Source organism: Thermoactinomyces daqus (assembly GCF_000763315.1).
In the GTDB taxonomy this organism is placed as follows: Bacteria; Bacillota; Bacilli; order Thermoactinomycetales; family Thermoactinomycetaceae; genus Thermoactinomyces_A; species Thermoactinomyces_A daqus.
Map to the genome: position 1 here is coordinate 25,970 of NZ_JPST01000030.1, position 20,230 is coordinate 46,199.

Below are 20,230 nucleotides of genomic sequence, written 5' to 3' on the forward strand. Positions count from 1 at the left end.
TATTTGATTAGATTTAATTATTATGAATAAAAATGAAAGAGTGAGGCCGGATGTTGGAATATGACAAATTGGAAAAATACGCGGAACTGGCAGTCCGGATTGGGGTAAACATTCAAAAAGGGCAGACCTTGTACATTTCAGCTGCGCTGGAAGCCGCTCCTTTCGTACGAAAGATCACGGAAGTCGCTTATAATGATGGAGCAAAAAATGTTGTCGTTGACTGGTTTGACGATGAAGTAAACCGCATCCGCCTGTTGCATGCACCGGAGGAGTCGCTCTCCAACATCAGGAAGGGCAAACTGGAAGATCTCCGCAAGGATCTGGAAAATGGAGCCGCGATGTTGACAATCCATTCCCCCAAGCCTGATTACTTCCACGGGGTTGAAACCAAACGAATTACCGCGGTCAGCAGGGCGAACAATGAAGCGATGCATTTTGCCCGGGAACTGATTCGGCAAAATAAGATCAGCTGGTTGATTGTCGCTTATCCCACGACAGAGTGGGCTAAAAAAGTCTTCCCGCATCTGCCTGAAGAAGAAGCGATGCAAAAGTTATGGGAATGCATTGAAAAGGCGACGCGGCTGGATGCGACTGATCCGGTGGAGCGCTGGCAGGAACATCTGAAAAAGATCGAGGATCGGGTGCAGTTGTTGAATAACCTTCGCCTGAAAAAACTTTCTTATCGTGCGCCGGGTACCGCGCTGACGATCGAATTGCCAAAAGACCATCTCTGGGTGGGAGCGGGCCAGCAGAATGAACAGGGCGTGTTGTTTGTCCCCAACTTGCCCACTGAAGAGGTGTTTACCGTTCCGTTGAAGACCGGAGTCAACGGGGTGGTGAGCAGCACACGGCCGCTGAGCTATAACGGGCAAATGATCGATCGCTTCTCCTTGACCTTCAGGGAGGGAAAAGTGACCGAAGTAAGGGCGGAAACAGGTGAAGAGCTGTTAAAATCGCTGGTCGGGTTGGATGAAGGGGCCGCTTATCTCGGTGAAGTGGCACTGGTTCCCCATACATCTCCCATTTCGCAATTGGGTGCGATTTTCCACCAGACCTTGTTTGATGAAAATGCTTCGTGCCATCTGGCTTTGGGCTTTGCTCTGCCGTTCTGCCTGAGGGGGGGAACCGGATTGACAAGAGAGGAGCTGGCCGAGCGGGGCATTAATCAAAGTATGGTTCATGTCGATTTTATGATCGGTTCATCCGAACTGGATATTGACGGCGAGAATTGGGAGGGAAAAACGATCCCCATTTTCCGCAACGGAGATTGGGTAATCTGAGTCAGTTTCATTTGCCCCGATAAAAATGTCCGGCGATCGCTCCCGTGGCCAATCCGGGAACGATCGCCGGCAATTTTGCTGGTTTTATCAATTAAACCCAGTTATCGTCGTCACCGCCGCCAAAAAATCCCCCATCATCCCCATCGTCAAAAAATCCGCCGTTGTCATTGTTGCCGAACAGACCGGCATCGTGATTCTGATTATCATCTCCGTCCAGCAGTTCATCAAGCAGAACGCCTCCGATCAGCCCCGCTGCAAAACCGCCGATCGCCCCTGTCATTCCAGACAAATGGGAGTGGTGATGGTGACTATGCCCGTAATGACCATGCCCGTAATGACTTTGACCATGGTGATAGGAATGAGGGATATGGTAGTGACCATGTCCGTAATGGGGAGTTGACATCGATTCGGTGATCAGATTTTGCCAAAGCATCATCAGTGCATCCGGATCCGAAATTTGATCCTGCGGGATGAATACTTCCCGTTTTACCTCATGATGATGTCCGAATGAATAATACTCCACTTCGAGCAGTAAGCGAACCCCGTTTGGCTCAATTGCCGCTGCAAATTCCACTTCTTTTACCTGCTCGCGGAACAATTCCGTCGGAACCAGTTCAAATTCTTGCACATATCCGTTAAACTTGCGTGAATGATGTGTTTCCCGGAAACCGAGACGGCTCAGGGCTGCCAGGATATTGCTGAGCGGAACCGGCGGAACGATCTCGATATAGTCCCGGTCGGATTGATCGACGGCACCGGCAAGATCGAGTTGTGTATCAAAGTAGTAAGAAACCGATTGTCCGGTAACCAGCAGGTTTCCCGGCAACTGAAAATGAAAAGGAAGTTCCTTTTGTTCGCCGGGCCGGATGACGAACGACTGGTAAAAAGGCACGGATGCGACCGGATGCGTGTGCACGTGTCCTTTTGCATAGATACTGAGCATGAAACGGACATCGATTTTATTGATGCGTTGCTCCACACTTCCACCTTTGATCAACACTTTTCCCGCAACGGGATCACCGGGAGCAAATCGGTTTTGTTCCAGAATCAGATCCACTTTTGCGGCTCCATGACCAAGTCTCGCCATGAAATCTTTAAACATTCAATGCTTCTCCTTTCAACTGACAAAACGATCTTCCCTTTAATTTCACTATATCGGAAAATTGAAACCTGTTTTTTTCAGTTTTGTGTGCAATTTGTTAACAATGGATTTTAGATGACAGAATAGAAATGTAATTTATTATAGATGAAATGATTACATTATTAACAGGAATTGAATATGCATAAAAGTTGCATGGGACGAAAAACAGCGGATAGGTAAAGGAGGCCGGAATCAATGCTGACTCCTGCCCATTGGCTTTATGGTGCGTTTACTCTGCTGGTGATTCTCGCTGTGCTTTTTCGCCGCGGGGTCGTTTTGCTCTCCCTGGTTGGCACCCTTTTGGTTGCCTGGGTGTACAAGGGGAGTTTTGTAGACGGATTGCAGGCGATTTTTAATGCCAACCTGGTAGCCGCCAATGAGCTGTTCAGCATTTTCCTGATTATTACCTTTATGGTGGCCCTGCTGCGGGCCTTGAAGGATTTGGGGGCTGACCGGCAGATGATCGCACCGATTCAACGACTCATGGTTAACGGACACGTTTCTTTTTTTATTCTTGTCGTAATTACTTATGTCATTTCCCTTTTTTTCTGGCCTACACCAGCCGTGCCGCTGATCGGTGCCCTGTTGATCCCGCCTGCGGTCCGGGCCGGTCTTCCGGCGATGGGGGCGGCGATGGCCGTCGCTGTGGCCGGACAGGGAATGGCTCTCTCATCTGATTATGTCATGCAAGTGGCGCCGATGCTGAGTGCCAAGTCAGCCGGAATCAATACGGCGGCGGTAGCGGACAAAGCTCTGATCCTGTCGCTGGTCACGGGGGTGATTGCCAGTGGTTCCGCGTATTTGTACCTGTTCAGGAAAGTGAGAAATCCGGATTTGTACGAGGATGACGCCTTGAACCAGATGGCGGTCATGTCGGCGGAAGAAGATATATCCCGGTGCAGCGGAGCAGAAGAGAAGTGGGGAAGAGTCTTCGCCGTATTGGTTCCGTTCTCCTTGCTTGGGGTAATGCTGTATATGGTTTACACCAAAATCCACGGTCACGGCAGGCTGGAAGGAGCGAACGGAGCCGCCTTTATCGGGGGTGTGGCTGCCGTCCTGTTGATTATGGCTACTTTTGTTCATGGCCGGTTTCGAGCTTTGGAACGGATCAGCGAGCATATCGTGGAGGGATTTTTGTTCTCCTTTAAAGCGATGGGGCCTGTTGTTCCAATCGCCGGATTCTTCTTCCTTGGCAATGGGGATTTTGCCGGAGCCATCCTCTCTGTGCATAAAGGTGCCCCCGCCTTTCTGTTTGACATTGTCAAAACGATGCAAGCCTTTATTCCGGCCAATCGCATCGTGACCTCTTTCGGTATTTTACTGGTCGGCATGGTAACCGGGCTGGAAGGATCGGGTTTTTCCGGATTGCCTTTAACCGGAGCCTTGTCCGGAGCTTTGGCAAGTTCTTCCGGATTTGACCCGTCCACGCTGGCTGCCATTGGGCAGATGGGGTCGGTTTGGACGGGAGGAGGGACTCTGATCGCCTGGTCATCGCTTGTGGCGGTCGCCGGTTTTGCAGGTGTTCCCGTCATGGAGTTGGCCCGGAAAAACGCCATCCCCGTCATCATGGGATTAGTCGTTTCCACTCTGGTCGCCGTTTTCCTGTGGTAGACATCTTTAACATTTCATGTGCGGAAGTGGGGTAAACTGTAGCAAACAGGAGTCATCGAAGAGGGGTTTTCAGGATGCCGCTGACACCGATCATTCCATTTGAGCCAACGAGCACTGACATCATTCCGGATGAGGATAACTGGGTTGCCCAAGTGAAATGGGATGGTGTAAGGGTTTTAACCTATTGGGACGGGAATCAGGTGAAACTCTACAACCGCAAAAAAAACGAGCGTACTTTTCATTATCCGGAGTTACTTCCGATTCAAACGTACTGTAAGGCAAAATCCGTAATTTTGGATGGTGAAATCATTTCGTTGGGTTCTGATGGAAAACCATCGTTTCACGAAGTGATGCGCCGTGATGGAGTTCGGCGTCTGGAACGGGTTAAACAGGTGCGGAAAGATGTGCCGATCTGCTACATGATCTTTGACGTGATTTACTGCGATGGCCAATGGCTGACTGAGCGCAGTTTGCTGGAGAGAAGTGAGATACTCTCTAGGATTATCGTTCCCGGGGAGCATGTGCAACTGGTCACTTCACACGAAGATGCGGAAGCGCTGTTTCAGGTGATAAAAGAACATGAGATGGAAGGAATCGTAATCAAGGACCTTTCCAGTACATATTTGATCAACGGAAAAGACCCGCGCTGGCGCAAGAAAAAATTTTACAGAGACTTAATCGCTGTGGTGGGCGGTGTCACACTAAGAGATACGATTGTGAATTCACTTTTGCTCGGTCTTTTCGATCGTGACGGCCGGTTATGGTATATTGGTCACGCCGGTACGGGACGTTTAACCCGGAAGGACTGGCTTGAACTAACCCGGGGGATCAAGCCGCTTATTATCTCAACCATGCCATTTGCAAACAAACCGTCAAGATGGAAAGAAACCATCTGGCTGAAACCTGAAATCACGGTGAAAGTGAATTTTGCGGAATGGAGCGTTGGCCATACCTTAAGACAACCAAGCATTCAGGCTTTTGTTGATGTTCCGCCTCACGAATGCCTGCTTCCATAAGCGGTCGGAATGTGAAAACGCGACCATCCAGTCAAAAATCTGGCAGGCCCAAGCTCTTCCTCATGCCTAAAGAGGCAGCGTTGGACGGAACCAAATCACTGCCTGTGAATGCGTGAAAAGGCCGACTGACCATTCTGGTTATGGATGAACTTTTCTGGCGATCATGATATTCATCGCGTGTTTGTGCGGAACACCACTGGAATTGCAATCGAAGATGATTTCTTCAAATGAAATGATTTCCCAATCCCAATAGTAGTTGAGCAAATCCCCGGAACGATAAAAATATTCGTCCGTTCCCCAGTCCGGAGCGGTTTCAATAAACGGCTTTTCAACAAATACATTGAAGACGTTTAATCCGCCGATGTTGGTATGTTCCTTATAGTTTTTGAATTTTTCTTCCCGAAGAGACGGAGACAGATAAGTCAGGGTTCCGCTTGAATATACAATATCAAACATCTCCGTCAGGTTTAATTCATTAAGATTGGCTTGAACGGTTTTGATTGTCAGTCCTTCTTGGTGAGCCCATTTCTGTGCCTTTTGCAAACCGGGTTGGGAAACATCAACGCCAACCGTATCAAATCCGTTTCGGGCAAAATGGATAATGTCCTTCCCTTCTCCACAGCCAAGATCGATGATTTTTCCTTTATTTTCAGACGTAACCAACTCTACTGCGCGTTTGCAGAGTTGGTTGGGTTCGCGTCCCCAGTAAAACTCGTCCTTGCTGTATACTTCATCGTAACTCTTCATTGCCACTTAACCACCTTCTCTCAAAACAGTTTGAATGAATCTATTTTATCAAGGGAACATTTTGAATTACAATTTTTTTCATTATCTATTGGTGAAGCCTTGACTCAACTTTTCCGATTCATGGATGACAGTCCGACTGGTATCCGGTCACGAGAAAAGGGGGTGGGAGGCGTATGGAGCAAACGGGTCTGTCTGGAAGACTTAGGCGGTTGAAAGCTTTGTGTCGCATGTTTCATGGGAATGCCGGGGATAATTTAATTGCAAACAACGAAAGGAGGATAAGGATGGAAGATCAGTCCCGGCAATACGAAATTCCTGATCTCCGGAATCATCGACAGGTGATGAACAAAATAACGGAACTGGAAAAGGAAATAGCAGACTTAATAAATAAAGAAGTTTCGCTTGTTGTGTATGCAAAAGAAACGTAGGCAGCAAAAGCTGGTGTCCGGCAGTACGGAACCAGCTTTTGGATGTTGCCGGTCAATTCGCGCCGCAAGCCTGTTTTCCGAGCAAGAGCGAGCCGATAATCCCGGAATCTTCTCCCAAGTCCGGAGGAACAATATACCGGTTCAGTGGAGATGGAAAAGATAAATATTGGTTCAGCATTTTCTCCAGCTTTGCATAAATGGAAGGAAAGAGCTGTTTCTGATTCATCACGCCTCCGCCTAAAATGATTTTTTGCGGTGCCAGAATCAGGATATAATGCATCAGTGCCTGTGCGATGTAGTAGGCCTCAAGTTCCCACACTTCGGGGTTGCCCGCGAGTTCGCTCCCTTTTTTGCCCCAGCGCTCTTCAATCGCTGGTCCGGAAGCCAAACCTTCAAAACAGTCTGCATGATACGGGCACTTCCCGGTGTACGGGTCATCCGGATGCCGCCTGAGCAAGAGATGGCCCATTTCCGGATGTGAAAATCCTTGAAGAAGTTTTCCGGATATGACGGCTCCTGCTCCGATTCCAGTTCCCACGGTGATATACAAACAGCTGTCAAGCCCTTTAGCGGCGCCAAAGGCTGATTCGCCCAGAGCTGCTGCATTCACGTCCGTATGAAAACCGACAGGAACGGACAATGCTTCTTGCAGCGTCCGAACCATCGGAAAATTCCTCCACTTCTTTTTGGGTGAGGTTGTGATGTAACCATAGGTCGGACTGGCCGGATTGATATCGATCGGTCCAAACGAACCGACGCCGATTGCTTTTAACGTGAATTTTTTGAAAAAGTCAATCACTTGCTTCATCGTTTCCCCCGGTGTTGTGGTGGGGAATTGAATTCGTTCCGTCACATTTCCATGTTCGTCTCCGACAGCGCAGATAAATTTGGTGCCGCCTGCTTCTATTCCCCCGATGACCATAATGTTACCCTCGCTTATAAAGAATATTGATGATATTGAATTTATTTTCTATTATAAACTTCTTCGCGGTTCCGGGCGAACCGAAACCGAAATAAACTGAAATAGATCACTTGAATGACTCTGCGAAAAAGGGAGATAGGCTCATGTATTGGTGCTGGTGTATCATTCCGGTGGTTTATTACATCGCGGTTCCGTTTGTTTATCCGTACCCGGAAACAGACCCGCCGAATCCGAGGCCACCGCGGCCGACAAGACCGCCGACGCCACCGCGGCCCATCCGGCCGATCAGACCTGTCCGCCCGCCAACTCCTCTGACTCCCGGGCCGGGAAGACCCGTCCGCATGCCGCCGGAGCGAAGACGTCCGCGCAGGGGATTTTACGGATAGATCTCTTAAGAAGGCAGATAATAAACAGAGTGATTCCTTCAGCCGAAAGGTGTGAAGAAACGGTGGCAGACGAACGATATGTGCAAGTGGAAGGAGTCGAACTGAAAATTTCCAATCCGGATAAAATGCTGTTTCCGCAGGCGAGAATTCGCAAATGGGATTTCATCATGGCGTGCGCCCGGCTGGCTCCTTATTTGCTCAAGTATTGCCGCAATCGGCTGCTTACGACGATTCGTTTTCCCGACGGGGTGGGCGGAGAATCTTTTTTTCAAAAAAACGCCCCGTCTTTTCGGCCTTCCTGGATTGAAACATATCGTTCCGGTGAGATTGATTATATCCTGCTGAACCAGGTTCCGTCCTTGATTTGGTTGGCTAATCTTGCCGCCCTGGAGTTCCATGTCTCTTTTCATACTGCCGCGGAAGAATCCTTTCCGACGGAGTTGGTGTTTGACATTGATCCGTCCATCCCTGACTTTTCCAAAGTGGTGGAAGTGGCACTGCTGACACGTCAGGTTCTGAACAAGTTGAATCTGGATGGCATTGCGAAAACATCGGGAGCGACGGGATTGCAGATCTACGTACCGATTGAACCGGTTTATACATATGAACAAACGAGAAGAATCGGGGAGATGATCGCCCGTTATTTAACCGAGCAGCATCCGGCTTTGGTGACGATTGAGCGCAGAGTGGAGAAGCGCGGGGACAAAGTCTATTTTGATTACTTGCAACACTGGCATAATAAAACCTTAATCGCTCCCTATTCACCGAGGGCGGTTCCCGAAGCGACGGTGTCCACCCCGTTGCAATGGGATGAGGTCACGGAAAAGTTAAGTCCGAAAACGTGGACTCTCCATACGATTTTCTCCCGGCTGGAGGAAAAGGGGGATTTGTTTGCCCCGATCTATGGTGGTGAGCGTTACCGCCTGGATGAAATTTTGCGCTTTTTGGAGCAACACAGGCTATGAAGATTGAATTTGTTCATGTTATGCTTAACTGGTAAAAGGAAAGAGAATGGAGGAAGCTCCTTTGAAACGCATTTTTATCCATGCAGCTTTACTGCCGATGGTGGAAGGTCAGGAAGATGTGATCCGGGACGGTGCCCTGGGAATCGAAGGAGATACGATTTCTTATCTCGGTCCCGTACCAGAAGAGTCTGTACTTGCACAGTATGATGAAGTAATCGATATGAGCGGGAAAGCGATATTGCCGGGATTGATCAATACGCACGGTCATGCGGCAATGTCGCTTCTGCGGGGATATGCGGATGATCTTCCGCTGCAAACATGGCTTCAGGAGAAAATTTGGCCCCTTGAAGCGAAATTTACGGCAAAACAGGTCTTCGACGGGACGGCATTGTCTGTTCTGGAAATGATCAAATCGGGTACAACCTGTTTTCTCGATATGTATGATCACATGGATCAGGTAGGGAAAGTTGTGGAGGAATCGGGCATCCGTGCACGCCTGTGCCGCGGGGCCATCGGGTTGTGCAGCGAAGCCGAGCAAGAAGCGAAACTGCAGGAAACAGTTCAATTTGCCATCGATTGGAACGGACAGGCGGATGGTCGCATTACGACGATGTTGGCGCCGCACTCGCCCTATACCTGTTCGCCGTCGTACATTGAAAAGTTTGTCGAAAAGGCTGCTGAACTGAATTTACCCATTCATACCCATATGTCGGAAACCAGAGCCGAAGTGGAGCAAAACGTAAGAGATTACGGATTGCGCCCGGTTGAACATCTTCGCCGCCTCGGCTTTTTTGATTTGCCGGCATTGGTGGCGCACGCCGTGCATTTGACGGATGAGGAAATCGATATTTTGGCAGAATATAACGTGAAGGTAGCCCACAATCCCGGGAGCAACTTAAAGCTGGGGAGCGGAATCGCGCCGATCCCGAAAATGCTGGAAAGAGGGATTCGACCGGGCTTGGCGACTGACGGGGCAGCCAGCAACAACAACCTTGATATGTTGGAAGAGATTCACCTGGCTGCGATGATCCACAAGGGAGCCAATCAGGACCCGATCGCCGTTCCGGCCTTGACCGCTTTGAGGATGGGAACCAGTTACGGAGCTGAATCCCTTTTTCTCGATCAGCAGATCGGTACCCTCGAGACGGGAAAAAAAGCCGATTTTATCACGATTGATTTAAGCGGTCCCCATATGCAGCCGCTCCACGATATCGTCTCGCATCTTGTTTATTCGGCCTCGCGGGGAGATGTATGCGATATGTACGTTGATGGCCGGCCGATCATGCGAAACCGTGAAGTATTGACGCTCGATGAAGAAAAAATTTGTCATGAAGCGATGAAGTCATTTGAAGCGATGACCCGCTGAAAATCATCATACCTGCCCTGCGACAGACAGAGAACAGCCATCTTTTGGCATAAACGGCTGCCCCGCAGAAAAAAAGCTGCCAACATATGGCAGCGACAGTGGGACGGTATAAGGAATAGGCAGGAGTTTCTAAGTCATACTAAAGGCAGGTTATATTTTCATATCAATATCCAAATGAAAGCGAAGGGGAATATCGGTGTTTTCCTGAAGCCAATAACGTTTTTGGGCAGATGGGGATGCCCATGTTTCGGCATGGATAAAGGGAGAAAGTTGCCGAAGTTCTTCTTCGCTCAAATGAGTTTGGAGAAACTCATGTACCCACCCCGGGTAAAGGTAAGAGGTTGACATTTGCCATCACCTCCCTTGTTGCTTTTAGTATCACCTAAGCTGTACCCAATATGATTTACACTTTTTTCACGTATGAGGGTTTGAACCAGGCTGTGTTGCGCAGTCTGGTTTTATCATTGGGTGCTAAAATCCGGTGAGGCGACGTAAATATGGGAAAAGGGGAGTGAAGGTACATGTACTGGGTATTATCTTTGCTTCTTTTTATTTTTCTGGGTGTTTGTTCCGGGGATTACCTGGATCATACGGGTCGTTCGGATCACCAGGCCGTACAGGAGCGGGAGGATCAACGGGTGATCAGCGCAATTAACCGCAAATTAAAGGAATCCGCCTACTCCTATCGCCTCACCGTCAAACAGTCGGGACAGGTTCGGGCGTTCACCGGTCAACAGCAGGGTGAGAACTGGATGATCCAGGAAAGCGAAAAAAAGCTGAAGATGGAGAGAAAAGGAAATCATATCCTGATTCATGTTGCCGGGAAAGAAGAGGAAATGACTGCCAAACAAGCGGGTGTCATCTCTCCGCGGGATCATTTGCAGTTGATCAAAGAGATCGCCAAATCGTATCATCCGGTAAATGGCGGTGCGTTCAATGTGGAAATCGACCAGCACAAATGGTTGGAAAAATTAAAAGAGCGGCTCTACCTAGAAGAGGAGACACCACTTTTCGCCCTTTCGGAAAAAATGCAGGTCAATTACCGGCTCCTGCTTGCCCAAAATGGGACGAAATTAAAAAAGATTACCCTGACCATCAAAGGATATGATCCTGATCAGGAACAAGTGCTGACTTATTCGTTTTAAAGGGAACGGATTCGTTCCCTTTTTTTGTTTTTAATTGCGGAATAATGACAACGAACTTGTAAATTCATAAAATTTTATAAAATATCAGCCTGATCCAAGCGGACGATGTCGGGATTTACCTTTATATTTAAGCATTGTTTGTACATTTTATTAAAGAAAGAAGTAAAATCAAGAGGAGATTTTCGGAAAATGTTAAAGAAATATGATCAAGAACCTGTTAAAATATACAAGGTTAATGGAGTGAAAGGAGTTTGAACGGAAGTGGCAAACATTCAACATATTGCGGTCATCGGTGGCGGCACCATGGGCCAGGGGATTGCCGAACTGATCGCTTCCAAAGGATTTGAAACCACCGTAATTGAACAATCAGACGAATTGGCGAAAAGCGCCTATCAACACATAGAGATGAGTCTGGATAAAAAGCTGGCCAAATGGGGAATTACACCGGCGGAGAAAAAATTAACCCTTTCCCGAATCAAGGTGACGTCTGATTTCTCTGCCCTTAAAGACGCAGACTTGGTGATCGAATCGGTCTATGAAGATCTCAACACCAAGATCGAAGTATTTAAGCGCTGTGACGAATTATGCCGGCCGGATGTCATCATCGCCAGCAATACTTCTACGCTCAGTTTGACGGAGATCGCTGCGTCTACAAACCGCACGGACAAGGTGATCGGCCTTCATTTTGTCCACCCGGTTCCCAAAATTCCATTGGTTGAAGTGGTGCGCGGCTTGAAAACTTCGCAAACGACTGTGGAAACGGTACTCAAATTGCTTTCGGATCTCGACATCAAGGGAATTGAAGTATATGAGTCACCGGGGTTTGTGACGACCCGACTCATTATCCTGTTGATAAACGAAGCTCTTTATACACTGATGGAAGGGGTTGCCACCGCGGAGGATATTGACCGGGCGATGAAGATCGGTTATCAATTTCAAGCGGGCCCCTTGGAGATGGCGGATCATTTCGGATTGGATTCGGTTCTCGCGGCGATGGAACGGCTTTATCGCGAATTCGGGGATACCAAATATCGTCCGGCACCTTTGTTGAAAAAAATGGTGCGCGCAGGGCATCTTGGCGTAAAAACCGGCGAAGGGTTTTACCGTTACAATGAAGATGGTGAACGGGTGGATCGCAAGGAGGAACAGTCATTATGAAAATTCTCGTTATTAACTGCGGAAGTTCATCGATTAAATACCAATTGTTTGATATGACTGACGAGTCAGTTTTGGCATCGGGGCTGGTCGAAAAGATCGGGACGGAAAGTGCCATTATCAAACATGAGCCTGCAGGAAGGGAAAAGAAGGTTATTATCAGTGAAATCCTCGATCATCGGGTGGGGCTGAAAAAAGTACTCGATCTGCTGATGGATGAAAAAGAAGGCGTAATCAAAAGCGCCGACGAAGTGTCGGCTGTCGGCCATCGCGTCGTTCATGGCGGCGAAACTTTTGCCCGCTCCGTCGTGGTTGACAGCGAGGTGCGCCGGGCGATTCGTGAAACATTTGACCTGGCACCCCTGCACAATCCCCCGAACTTGATCGGGATTGATGCGGCACAAGCCAACTTGCCGCACGCTGTTCACGTGGCGGTATTTGATACGGCATTTCACCAAACGATGCCGGACTATGCCTATATGTATCCCTTGCCGCGGATTTTGTACCATAAATACAAAGTTCGCCGCTACGGATTTCACGGCACGTCCCATAAATATGTGTCCCAGCGCGCTGCCGAATTTTTGGGCAAACCGCTGGAAGAGCTTAAAATCATCTCCTGCCATATCGGGAACGGTGCCAGCATCACGGCTGTACAAGGCGGAAAATCGGTTGACACCAGTATGGGGATGACGCCGCTTGAAGGTTTGATGATGGGAACGCGCTGCGGGGATATTGACCCGGCCATCGTGCCGTTTGTTATTGCCAAAGAAGAACTTACCTTAAGTGAAGTAAATTCGATGATGAACAAGCATAGCGGACTTCTGGGCGTTTCCGGCATTTCCAGCGACATGCGCGAAGTGATGGAAGCAATGTTCGACGGAAATGCTAATGCCCGACTGGCCATTGATATGTACGTATACAAAATCAAAAAGACGATCGGCGCTTATGTGGCAGCAATGGATGGAGTTGATGCCATCATCTTCACGGCCGGGGTTGGCGAAAATGCAGCCCAGATTCGTGAAAAAGTGTGTGAAGGATTAACATTCTTCGGCGTCGATCTCGACAGGGATAAAAACGGGATGCGCAGTAAAGAGATTCAACGCATCAGCACAGAAAAATCCAAGGTGGAAGTGCTGGTCATCCCGACCAATGAAGAGTTGATGATTGCCCGGGAGACACTGGCACTGGTCTAACCCGGCAGGGGCGTGTTAAGATAAAAAGGAAATGGCTAGAAAATGTGGGGGAGGGGCTCGATGTTTAAATTATCGAAACGAGTTCAACAATTGTCACCATCACCGACCCTGGCTATCACAGCAAAAGCAAAAGCGCTCAAACAGGAAGGATACGATGTGATTGGGCTCGGTGCCGGGGAACCCGATTTTAACACGCCTGAACATATTCTGGATGCCGCCAAGCAGGCGATGGACAGCGGTAAAACCAAATATACGCCTTCCAGTGGTGTTCCGGAGCTGAAACAAGCGATTATCGCTAAACTGAAACAGGATAACGGGCTGGAGTATACACCCGGTCAGATTATCGTGACGGTCGGAGCGAAACACGCTTTGTACAACCTGTTTCAAGTTCTTCTCGACGATGGGGATGAAGTGGTTGTACCAGCGCCTTATTGGGTAAGCTATCTGGAGCAAGTCAAGCTGGCCGGCGGCAACCCGGTCGTAATCGAAGGAAAAGAGGAAAACCAATTTAAGATTACGGCCGAACAATTGCAAAATGCGATTACGAAGCGAACCAAGGCCTTGATTCTCAACAGCCCATCCAACCCGACGGGTATGCTCTACTCAGAGGAAGAATTAAGAGCCATCGGGGAAGTCTGTGTGAAAAACGGGATCTTAATCGTGTCCGATGAGATCTATGAACATCTTATTTATGATGAAGAGAAGCATCATGTGAGCATGGCCAGTCTTGGCCCTGAATTTTATCAACATACCGTCATCATCAACGGTGTATCCAAAACCTATTCCATGACCGGATGGCGAATTGGTTTTGCTGCCGGGCCGGAGCCGATTATCAAGGCCATGTCCGGTTTATCTGATCACAGCACTTCCAACCCCACTTCGATTGCTCAATATGCTGCAATTGCCGCACTTACCGGAACGCAGCAACCCGTCGAAGAGATGAAAAAAGCATTTAAAAAACGCCGCGATTATGTGGTTGAAAGGGTAAATGAAATCCCGGGATTCTCCTGTCAAAAACCCGATGGCGCTTTTTATGCCTTTATCAACATTCGGGAAGCGCTGAATCAATCGGGCAAATACCGCACACCGGAGGAATGGGCGGCCGCTCTCCTCGAAAAAGAGCTGGTTGCTGTTGTTCCGGGGGGCGGTTTTGGCTCAAGCGATCACATTCGCATCTCCTATGCCACTTCACTGGAGCAATTGGAGCAGGCACTTGACCGGATTGAACGATTCGTCAAGGAAAATCGCTGAGCAAAAAAGCAGCAGCCAGGGTCATTGGTTGCTGCTTTTCCGTTTCATGTGAATTTGACTGGGACAAAGATCGGTGCTGCTGTTCAGCCGAAGGGTTGAACGGTGACGGCGATCATTTTGAAAGTGGCAGCAGTCCGGGCCGGAAAAGACTGAATTACGGAATTTAATATATTCTAAAAACAAGGAATTTAAAGATAATTACCGAAGCTGAAGGATAGGGCGGTTGTTGAAAAAACCCTCACCGGATTGTGAGGGTTTTGAGTGTACGGGTGAGTCCTTCTGAAAAAAACGGGGTGCCTCTATATCACTTCGCGTATTAAACTGATCACTTTTCCCAGAATGGTTACCTCAGGGAGACGGATCGGTTCCAAACGATCATTTTCCGGTTGCAGGCGAATATGGTCTGCTTCTTTGAAAAAGCGTTTTACCGTCGCTTCTCCGTCAGGAGTCATGGCGACCACGATATCCCCGTTTTCTGCTACTCGCTGCTGACGGACGACGACATAATCCCCGTCGAGGATTCCTGCGTTGATCATGCTGTCGCCCCGGACGGATAACAGAAAGACGGTTTGATCCGGACCGACGAGACGCAACGGAAGCGGATAGTAATCTTCTATGTTTTCGATCGCCGTAATCGGTTCGCCGGCCGTCACTTTCCCCACCAGGGGAACCATGACCGTTTCTACCTGATTTTTAACGGATAGATCAGGGCGATTTAAAAGTTCGATCGCGCGTGGTTTGGTTGGATCCCGGCGTATGTACCCCTTTTTTTCCAGGCGGGCCAGGTGACCATGAACCGTTGAGCTTGAAGCCAGCCCCACCGCTTCCCCGATTTCGCGAACCGATGGCGGATATCCTTTTTCCAGTACCTCTTTTTGTATGTATTCCAAGATCGCTTTCTGTCGCGGCGAGAGTTTTTTCATGGTTTTCTCATCCCCCTATATGTACTGAGACACGTTCCCTCTTTTTTCTATTTTAAGTATACATGAAAACAGAAAAAAGAACAAACATTTGCCAGAATGTTTGTTCTCGAAACGGGAAGGCGATCAAATATTCAATCGGTCTAATGCGTCATCTTTTTCGGAATTGATGACGTGGGTATAGATCTGGGTGGTCTGAATGCTGGAATGGCCGAGGATCTCCTGAACCACGCGCAAATTTTCCCCGTTGGACAGGAGCAGTGTCGCCAGCGTGTGCCGCAGCTTGTGCGGGGAAATGTTGGCGGCTTTTGGGGGGAGATTGGCTTCGGCGACATATTTTTTGATGATTTCAGAAACCCCTTTACGGCTTAAGCGCTGAAGATTTTTATTTAAAAACAAGGCCTCACGGTCAGAGGGCGGAACCCCTTCTTCCGGCCTGAGCGCAAGATAATCATTCAGGGCGGACACCGCTGATTGATTCAATTTAAGCATCCGTTCTTTGCCGCCTTTACCGATAATGATGACGCGAATCAGATCCCCGTCGGCCTGAATGCTGTTGCGGTTGAGTCCGATCAATTCGGAGACCCGCATCCCGGTGTTGAGAAACATGAGAATAATCGCCAAATCCCTCACTTCCATCCAGTCGCGGCTTTTTCTGTTTTTTTTCTGATGATAGGAATAAACCGCTTCGATCAGCCGCAAGGCTTCTTCACGGGTCAAAAAGACCGGTACCTTCTGTCGGGAACGTGATTTTAAAGTGGCATCCTCATATTCTTCCATCGGGTCCCGTTCCAGGACATGCGTTTTCACCAGATAGCGGAACAGCGAGCGTAAAGAGGCCCGTTTCCTTTGTTTACCGCTGCGTGAGTTTTCGCGAAAATGCTTCCGCTTGACCCATTCTTCATTTATTTCCCCTGTTTTGGGGTCCTTTTTCTTCAATTTGACATAGACCGTTCGTTCATAACCGTTTTCAATATGGCGAAAGAATCGCTTGATAGTCATCGGATCCGTTTGGTATATCGTTTTGTTCCGCGACTTGAGAAAATCGAAGAACAGGGAGAAGTCATAAGCATAGTTGGCGATCGTTTGTTTGGAACGGTCCGCACTGATCATTTCCAAAAAAAACTCCTGCACTTCTTCGGGAAATTGGGCGACAATCCGGTTGATATTTTCCGGCAGGCGCCGTGAGACAATGACGGGTTCCAAATTGGCACCTCCTTCGGCAAGTGGAATTCGGAACTTGGTCTATTCATTACTAAATCACTTATGTAGAAAACGGGATGAAATGTCATATAAAAAGCCCGCCAAGGTCATGAGAGACGGGTTATGTCCATTTTAACACGGATTGCAAAAAGCGAAACGCCTCGCAAAGTCGAAAAATTTTTTTCATCCACTGTATTTTGCGTCTTTATCTTCGGCGTGTACGAACATATTTTCGTCTTGTCGCCTCCCTGGCAGGAAATTATAACCAATACCGAGAAATAAAATTAAATACAAAAAAAGGAGGGAAGCAGATGAATCGGGTATCAAAAGAAGAATTGAATGAATTTGATTGTTTCTATGTCGAGACAAGGTTAAGAGAGCAATATAAAATAGAAAAAATTGAAACGGGTTTCCGTTTATGCCGGGTGGCCCCCTCCTCATTTACAGTGCCGATCACGGATTACGGCAGTCGGAAAGCGAACGGAAAGCATCTTTCCCAATCCGGGGAGTCTTTGATCGACGGAATTGTGAAAGGAGCTTTTTTCGCTTTTAGGTCATCTTCGGATTCACGAAGCGGCTGGACGGAATCAAAAGGGAAAATCGAACGTTGCTTTGTTAAACAACGGATCGGAAAACTGGAGATGATCGTTCATCTGCTCCGGGTTCCGGGACGAAAAGTGCCGCTTGCCGACTATATGGGAGATGATTTTACCATTCATACAAAAAACGGATCATATCCTTTCAAAATCAAAGGAGAAGAATGCTTCTTTGAAGGCTTAAAAGTTCACTCCATTTTAACCATTCTTCGTCCCATGAAACTGGAGATGGATCCGCTGGAACTGATATTGGGAGAGAAGAAATTGGAGAGGGCATTGGAAGTCGTGATGCCGACTCATCTTTACTATAACCGTCCTTTTTTGGTGATTGCAGAAAAGGCAGATGGGAAAGCCGATTTCCGCTTTGTGTTTGAGGAGATCAAGGAGATTCGCGTCAATCAGCCGGAAAAAGCGTTCATATAACTTTGTTTTGTCCGCTTTCATCTTTTTTTTGAAGCGGACCATTTTCTGCTGAAGGCATAAAATATGATAAGCAATCCATGCTAATAAAAAAGAGACTGTCGGGTTGGAAATAGTCGGATTTTGTCCGTTACATAAAGACATTTTGCGGAAGATGTGTTAGAATGTCTTTAAAATCCTTTACATATCAATATTTTCGCTCTGGCTGATTGTCTTTCTATCACGGACAGATGTGTATTTCCTTAAAAGGGGGATCTGCTTGTGGCAAGCAAAAAATTAGCTGCTTTTTTACAGGAGAATTTGGAGGATCTCAAGAGCAGGGGGCTTTACAATGTGATCGACCCGCTGGAAAGCCCTAACGGCCCCGTGATCAAGATTGGCGGCCGTGAGTTGATCAACTTGTCTTCAAACAACTATCTGGGGTTGGCGACTGATGAACGGCTGAAAAAAGCGGCCATTGAAGCCGTCAAAGAATTCGGGGTGGGTGCTGGCGCTGTTCGCACCATCAACGGAACATTGGAAATCCATGTGAACCTGGAGAAAAAGATTGCCGAATTTAAACACACAGAAGCTGCGATCGCCTTTCAATCTGGATTTAACTGCAATATGGCAGCGATTTCAGCAGTGATGGATAAAAACGATGCCATTCTGTCCGATGAGTTAAACCATGCTTCGATCATTGACGGCTGTCGCCTTTCCAAAGCGAAAATCATCCGCTTTAACCATTCCGATATGGATGATTTGCGGGCAAAGGCCAAAGAAGCGAAAGAATCAGGCCAATTCAACAAAATCATGGTCATCACTGACGGTGTGTTTTCCATGGACGGCGATATCGCCAAACTCCCTGAGATTGTCGAGATTGCCGAAGAATTCGATTTGATCACCTACGTTGATGATGCACATGGTTCCGGCGTGCTCGGGAACGGTGCCGGCACGGTGAAGCATTTTGGCTTATCCGATAAAATCGATTTCCAGATCGGTACTTTATCCAAAGCCATCGGGGTCATTGGCGGTTATGTGGCCGGAAAACAGGATCTGATTGATTGGCTGAAAGTGAGAAGCAGACCGTTCTTGTTCTCCACCGCGTTAACGCCGGCGGATGTGGCTGCCTGCACGAAAGCGATTGAAATTTTGATCGACAGCACGGAGTTGCAGGAAAAGCTGTGGAATAACGGCGATTATTTGAAAAAAGGATTGAAGGAACTGGGCTTTGACATCGGCCACAGCGAAACGCCGATTACACCGTGCATTATCGGAGACGAAGTATTGGCACAGCAGTTCAGCAAACGTTTAAACGAAGAAGGAGTTTACGCCAAGGCGATTGTTTTCCCGACGGTACCGAGGGGAACGGGCCGGGTGCGCAACATGCCGACGGCGGCACACACCAGGGAAATGCTGGATCAAGCGATCTCCATCTATGAAAAAGTGGGGAAAGAGCTGGGAATTATTTAAATCGAATTCGCAGGTTGGGTTGGTGGAAGTGTTATGAAGAGAATTCTTGTTACAGGTGCATTGGGGCAAATCGGATCTGAACTCGTCCTGAAGTTGCGCAAGTTGTACGGGGCGGACAATGTGATCGCGACCGATATCAGAAAAAACGATACGGAGATTGTCCATTCCGGTCCGTTTGAACTTCTGGATGTGACCGATGCCGACGCCATGTATCAGATTGCGAAAAAAAATCAAGTGGATACGATTATTCATCTGGCTGCCTTGTTATCGGCCACGGCTGAGTCCAAACCGCTGATCGCCTGGAACTTGAACATGGGCGGACTCGTGAATGCGCTTGAAGTGGCCAGGGAACTGAAGTGTCAGTTCTTTACCCCCAGTTCGATCGGGGCATTCGGGCCGACCACGCCAAAAGATCATACTCCGCAGGATACGATCCAAAGACCGACGACAATGTACGGGGTAAACAAGGTGGCGGGCGAGTTATTGTGCGACTACTATTACCATAAGTTCGGCGTCGATACGAGAGGGCTTCGCTTCCCGGGGCTGATCTCCTACATGACCCCGCCGGGAGGGGGAACCACGGACTATGCAGTGGAGATCTATTATGAAGCGCTTCGTTCCGGGAAATATACTTCTTATATTGCCAAAGGGACTTATATGGATATGATGTACATGCCGGATGCACTCAATGCAATCGTTGCGCTGATGGAGGCCGATCCTGCAAAGTTGAAACACCGCAATTCGTTTAATGTGACGGCGATGAGTTTTGAACCTGAGGAGATTGCTGCCGAAATCAGAAAACATCTTCCGCACTTTCAATTGGATTATGATGTTGACCCTGTTCGGCAGGCGATTGCAGACAGCTGGCCTAATTCGATTGATGCCACTGCGGCAAAAGAAGAGTGGGGATTTAAGGCGGAGTACGATTTGCAGAAGATGACGGAAGACATGCTCGCCCGGCTTGAACAAAAAATCAGTCCGGTGGGCACGTGAAAGAAATGAAAACCACAGGTGAAGGGTTAAGAGGCAAATC

General features: G+C 48.2%; 20 protein-coding genes. 13 read left to right on the plus strand and 7 right to left on the minus strand.

Translation table 11 applies throughout. From position 1 onward, the window contains the following. The first annotated feature begins 50 nt into the window (after window positions 1-50). Window positions 51-1,280: an aminopeptidase gene (locus JG50_RS0113010; protein WP_033101554.1), complete on the plus strand. Its 1,230-nt coding sequence runs from the start codon at window positions 51-53 to the stop codon at window positions 1,278-1,280. A 91-nt stretch (window positions 1,281-1,371) separates the two neighbouring features. Here JG50_RS0113010 and JG50_RS0113015 read toward each other — a convergent pair whose 3' ends face one another. Next, entirely contained in the window at window positions 1,372-2,382 is a 1,011-nt protein-coding gene (locus tag JG50_RS0113015) for a sporulation protein (protein ID WP_033101555.1), read from the minus strand. 234 nt (window positions 2,383-2,616) lie between these two features. Here JG50_RS0113015 and JG50_RS0113020 point away from each other — a divergent pair, with 234 nt between their 5' ends. Together JG50_RS0113020 and JG50_RS0113025 are read left to right on the plus strand one after the other, a co-directional pair. Next, window positions 2,617-4,032, plus strand: coding sequence for a hypothetical protein (locus JG50_RS0113020; RefSeq protein WP_033101556.1), 1,416 nt, complete (start codon window positions 2,617-2,619; stop codon window positions 4,030-4,032). Window positions 4,033-4,106: 74 nt separating this feature from the next. Then, window positions 4,107-5,048 (plus strand): ATP-dependent DNA ligase, encoded by a 942-nt coding sequence (locus JG50_RS0113025; RefSeq protein WP_033101557.1) that lies wholly within the window; start codon window positions 4,107-4,109, stop codon window positions 5,046-5,048. Window positions 5,049-5,186: 138 nt separating this feature from the next. On the opposite strand, the gene JG50_RS0113030 is transcribed toward JG50_RS0113025, so the two are convergent. After that, window positions 5,187-5,795, minus strand: a complete 609-nt coding sequence (locus JG50_RS0113030; protein WP_033101558.1) for a methyltransferase domain-containing protein — start codon at window positions 5,793-5,795, stop codon at window positions 5,187-5,189. A gap of 173 nt (window positions 5,796-5,968) precedes the next feature. Here JG50_RS0113030 and JG50_RS19740 point away from each other — a divergent pair, with 173 nt between their 5' ends. Continuing rightward, entirely contained in the window at window positions 5,969-6,223 is a 255-nt protein-coding gene (locus tag JG50_RS19740; RefSeq protein ID WP_152568581.1) for a hypothetical protein, read from the plus strand. Between the two features lie 52 nt (window positions 6,224-6,275). Here JG50_RS19740 and JG50_RS0113035 read toward each other — a convergent pair whose 3' ends face one another. Next, on the minus strand, window positions 6,276-7,145 hold the full coding sequence (locus JG50_RS0113035) for an ROK family protein (RefSeq protein WP_033101559.1): 870 nt from the start codon (window positions 7,143-7,145) through the stop codon (window positions 6,276-6,278). A 199-nt stretch (window positions 7,146-7,344) separates the two neighbouring features. Continuing rightward, on the minus strand, window positions 7,345-7,488 hold the full coding sequence (locus JG50_RS20155; protein ID WP_160173876.1) for a hypothetical protein: 144 nt from the start codon (window positions 7,486-7,488) through the stop codon (window positions 7,345-7,347). 105 nt (window positions 7,489-7,593) lie between these two features. Here JG50_RS20155 and ligD point away from each other — a divergent pair, with 105 nt between their 5' ends. Next, complete coding sequence (ligD, locus tag JG50_RS0113045; RefSeq protein WP_033101561.1) at window positions 7,594-8,496, plus strand: non-homologous end-joining DNA ligase; 903 nt, start codon at window positions 7,594-7,596, stop codon at window positions 8,494-8,496. 97 nt (window positions 8,497-8,593) lie between these two features. Next, window positions 8,594-9,862 carry an amidohydrolase gene (locus JG50_RS0113050; RefSeq protein WP_152568582.1) on the plus strand — a complete coding sequence of 423 codons (1,269 nt, stop codon included), beginning with the start codon at window positions 8,594-8,596 and terminating at the stop codon, window positions 9,860-9,862. 150 nt (window positions 9,863-10,012) lie between these two features. Here the strand turns inward: JG50_RS0113050 and JG50_RS0113055 are convergent, their stop codons facing one another. Further along, complete coding sequence (locus JG50_RS0113055) at window positions 10,013-10,210, minus strand: hypothetical protein (protein ID WP_033101562.1); 198 nt, start codon at window positions 10,208-10,210, stop codon at window positions 10,013-10,015. Between the two features lie 173 nt (window positions 10,211-10,383). Between JG50_RS0113055 and JG50_RS0113060 the strand changes: the two genes are divergently transcribed. The 4 genes from JG50_RS0113060 to JG50_RS0113075 all read left to right on the plus strand — a co-directional run bounded on the left by JG50_RS0113060 (window position 10,384) and on the right by JG50_RS0113075 (window position 14,606). Further along, window positions 10,384-11,007, plus strand: a complete 624-nt coding sequence (locus tag JG50_RS0113060) for a hypothetical protein (RefSeq protein ID WP_033101563.1) — start codon at window positions 10,384-10,386, stop codon at window positions 11,005-11,007. Between the two features lie 261 nt (window positions 11,008-11,268). Then, window positions 11,269-12,165 carry a 3-hydroxyacyl-CoA dehydrogenase family protein gene (locus JG50_RS0113065; protein ID WP_033101564.1) on the plus strand — a complete coding sequence of 299 codons (897 nt, stop codon included), beginning with the start codon at window positions 11,269-11,271 and terminating at the stop codon, window positions 12,163-12,165. After that, a complete protein-coding gene (locus JG50_RS0113070; RefSeq protein WP_033101565.1) occupies window positions 12,162-13,355 on the plus strand; it encodes an acetate/propionate family kinase in 1,194 nt (397 codons plus the stop codon). The genes JG50_RS0113065 and JG50_RS0113070 overlap by 4 nt, the downstream gene beginning before the upstream one ends. Window positions 13,356-13,415: 60 nt before the next feature. Then, window positions 13,416-14,606, plus strand: a complete 1,191-nt coding sequence (locus JG50_RS0113075; RefSeq protein WP_033101566.1) for a pyridoxal phosphate-dependent aminotransferase — start codon at window positions 13,416-13,418, stop codon at window positions 14,604-14,606. A gap of 299 nt (window positions 14,607-14,905) precedes the next feature. On the opposite strand, the gene lexA is transcribed toward JG50_RS0113075, so the two are convergent. Beyond that, window positions 14,906-15,529 carry a transcriptional repressor LexA gene (gene lexA, locus JG50_RS0113080; RefSeq protein WP_033101567.1) on the minus strand — a complete coding sequence of 208 codons (624 nt, stop codon included), beginning with the start codon at window positions 15,527-15,529 and terminating at the stop codon, window positions 14,906-14,908. Window positions 15,530-15,652: 123 nt separating this feature from the next. Further along, window positions 15,653-16,732, minus strand: a complete 1,080-nt coding sequence (locus JG50_RS0113085) for a tyrosine-type recombinase/integrase (RefSeq protein WP_033101568.1) — start codon at window positions 16,730-16,732, stop codon at window positions 15,653-15,655. Window positions 16,733-17,040: 308 nt separating this feature from the next. Here JG50_RS0113085 and JG50_RS0113090 point away from each other — a divergent pair, with 308 nt between their 5' ends. From JG50_RS0113090 to JG50_RS0113100, 3 genes are all read left to right on the plus strand, one after another. Continuing rightward, complete coding sequence (locus tag JG50_RS0113090; RefSeq protein ID WP_033101569.1) at window positions 17,041-17,748, plus strand: hypothetical protein; 708 nt, start codon at window positions 17,041-17,043, stop codon at window positions 17,746-17,748. A 258-nt stretch (window positions 17,749-18,006) separates the two neighbouring features. After that, complete coding sequence (locus JG50_RS0113095) at window positions 18,007-19,197, plus strand: glycine C-acetyltransferase (protein ID WP_033101570.1); 1,191 nt, start codon at window positions 18,007-18,009, stop codon at window positions 19,195-19,197. Window positions 19,198-19,230: 33 nt separating this feature from the next. Beyond that, window positions 19,231-20,190, plus strand: coding sequence for an L-threonine 3-dehydrogenase (locus JG50_RS0113100; protein WP_033101571.1), 960 nt, complete (start codon window positions 19,231-19,233; stop codon window positions 20,188-20,190). The last annotated feature ends 40 nt before the right edge of the window (window positions 20,191-20,230 follow it).

Bases quoted from the DNA above. Each gene is read 5' to 3' on its own strand.
- JG50_RS20155 (WP_160173876.1), bottom strand. From the start codon at position 7,488: ATGCGGACGGGTCTTCCCGGCCCGGGAGTCAGAGGAGTTGGCGGGCGG.
- JG50_RS0113015 (WP_033101555.1), bottom strand. From the start codon at position 2,382: ATGTTTAAAGATTTCATGGCGAGACTTGGTCATGGAGCCGCAAAAGTG.
- JG50_RS0113020 (WP_033101556.1), top strand. From the start codon at position 2,617: ATGCTGACTCCTGCCCATTGGCTTTATGGTGCGTTTACTCTGCTGGTG.
- JG50_RS0113010 (WP_033101554.1), top strand. From the start codon at position 51: ATGTTGGAATATGACAAATTGGAAAAATACGCGGAACTGGCAGTCCGG.
- JG50_RS0113070 (WP_033101565.1), top strand. From the start codon at position 12,162: ATGAAAATTCTCGTTATTAACTGCGGAAGTTCATCGATTAAATACCAA.
- JG50_RS0113035 (WP_033101559.1), bottom strand. From the start codon at position 7,145: ATGGTCATCGGGGGAATAGAAGCAGGCGGCACCAAATTTATCTGCGCT.
- JG50_RS0113060 (WP_033101563.1), top strand. From the start codon at position 10,384: ATGTACTGGGTATTATCTTTGCTTCTTTTTATTTTTCTGGGTGTTTGT.
- lexA (WP_033101567.1), bottom strand. From the start codon at position 15,529: ATGAAAAAACTCTCGCCGCGACAGAAAGCGATCTTGGAATACATACAA.
- JG50_RS0113055 (WP_033101562.1), bottom strand. From the start codon at position 10,210: ATGTCAACCTCTTACCTTTACCCGGGGTGGGTACATGAGTTTCTCCAA.
- JG50_RS0113030 (WP_033101558.1), bottom strand. From the start codon at position 5,795: ATGAAGAGTTACGATGAAGTATACAGCAAGGACGAGTTTTACTGGGGA.
- JG50_RS0113075 (WP_033101566.1), top strand. From the start codon at position 13,416: ATGTTTAAATTATCGAAACGAGTTCAACAATTGTCACCATCACCGACC.
- JG50_RS0113090 (WP_033101569.1), top strand. From the start codon at position 17,041: ATGAATCGGGTATCAAAAGAAGAATTGAATGAATTTGATTGTTTCTAT.
- JG50_RS0113100 (WP_033101571.1), top strand. From the start codon at position 19,231: ATGAAGAGAATTCTTGTTACAGGTGCATTGGGGCAAATCGGATCTGAA.
- JG50_RS0113025 (WP_033101557.1), top strand. From the start codon at position 4,107: ATGCCGCTGACACCGATCATTCCATTTGAGCCAACGAGCACTGACATC.
- JG50_RS19740 (WP_152568581.1), top strand. From the start codon at position 5,969: ATGGAGCAAACGGGTCTGTCTGGAAGACTTAGGCGGTTGAAAGCTTTG.
- JG50_RS0113050 (WP_152568582.1), top strand. From the start codon at position 8,594: ATGGTGGAAGGTCAGGAAGATGTGATCCGGGACGGTGCCCTGGGAATC.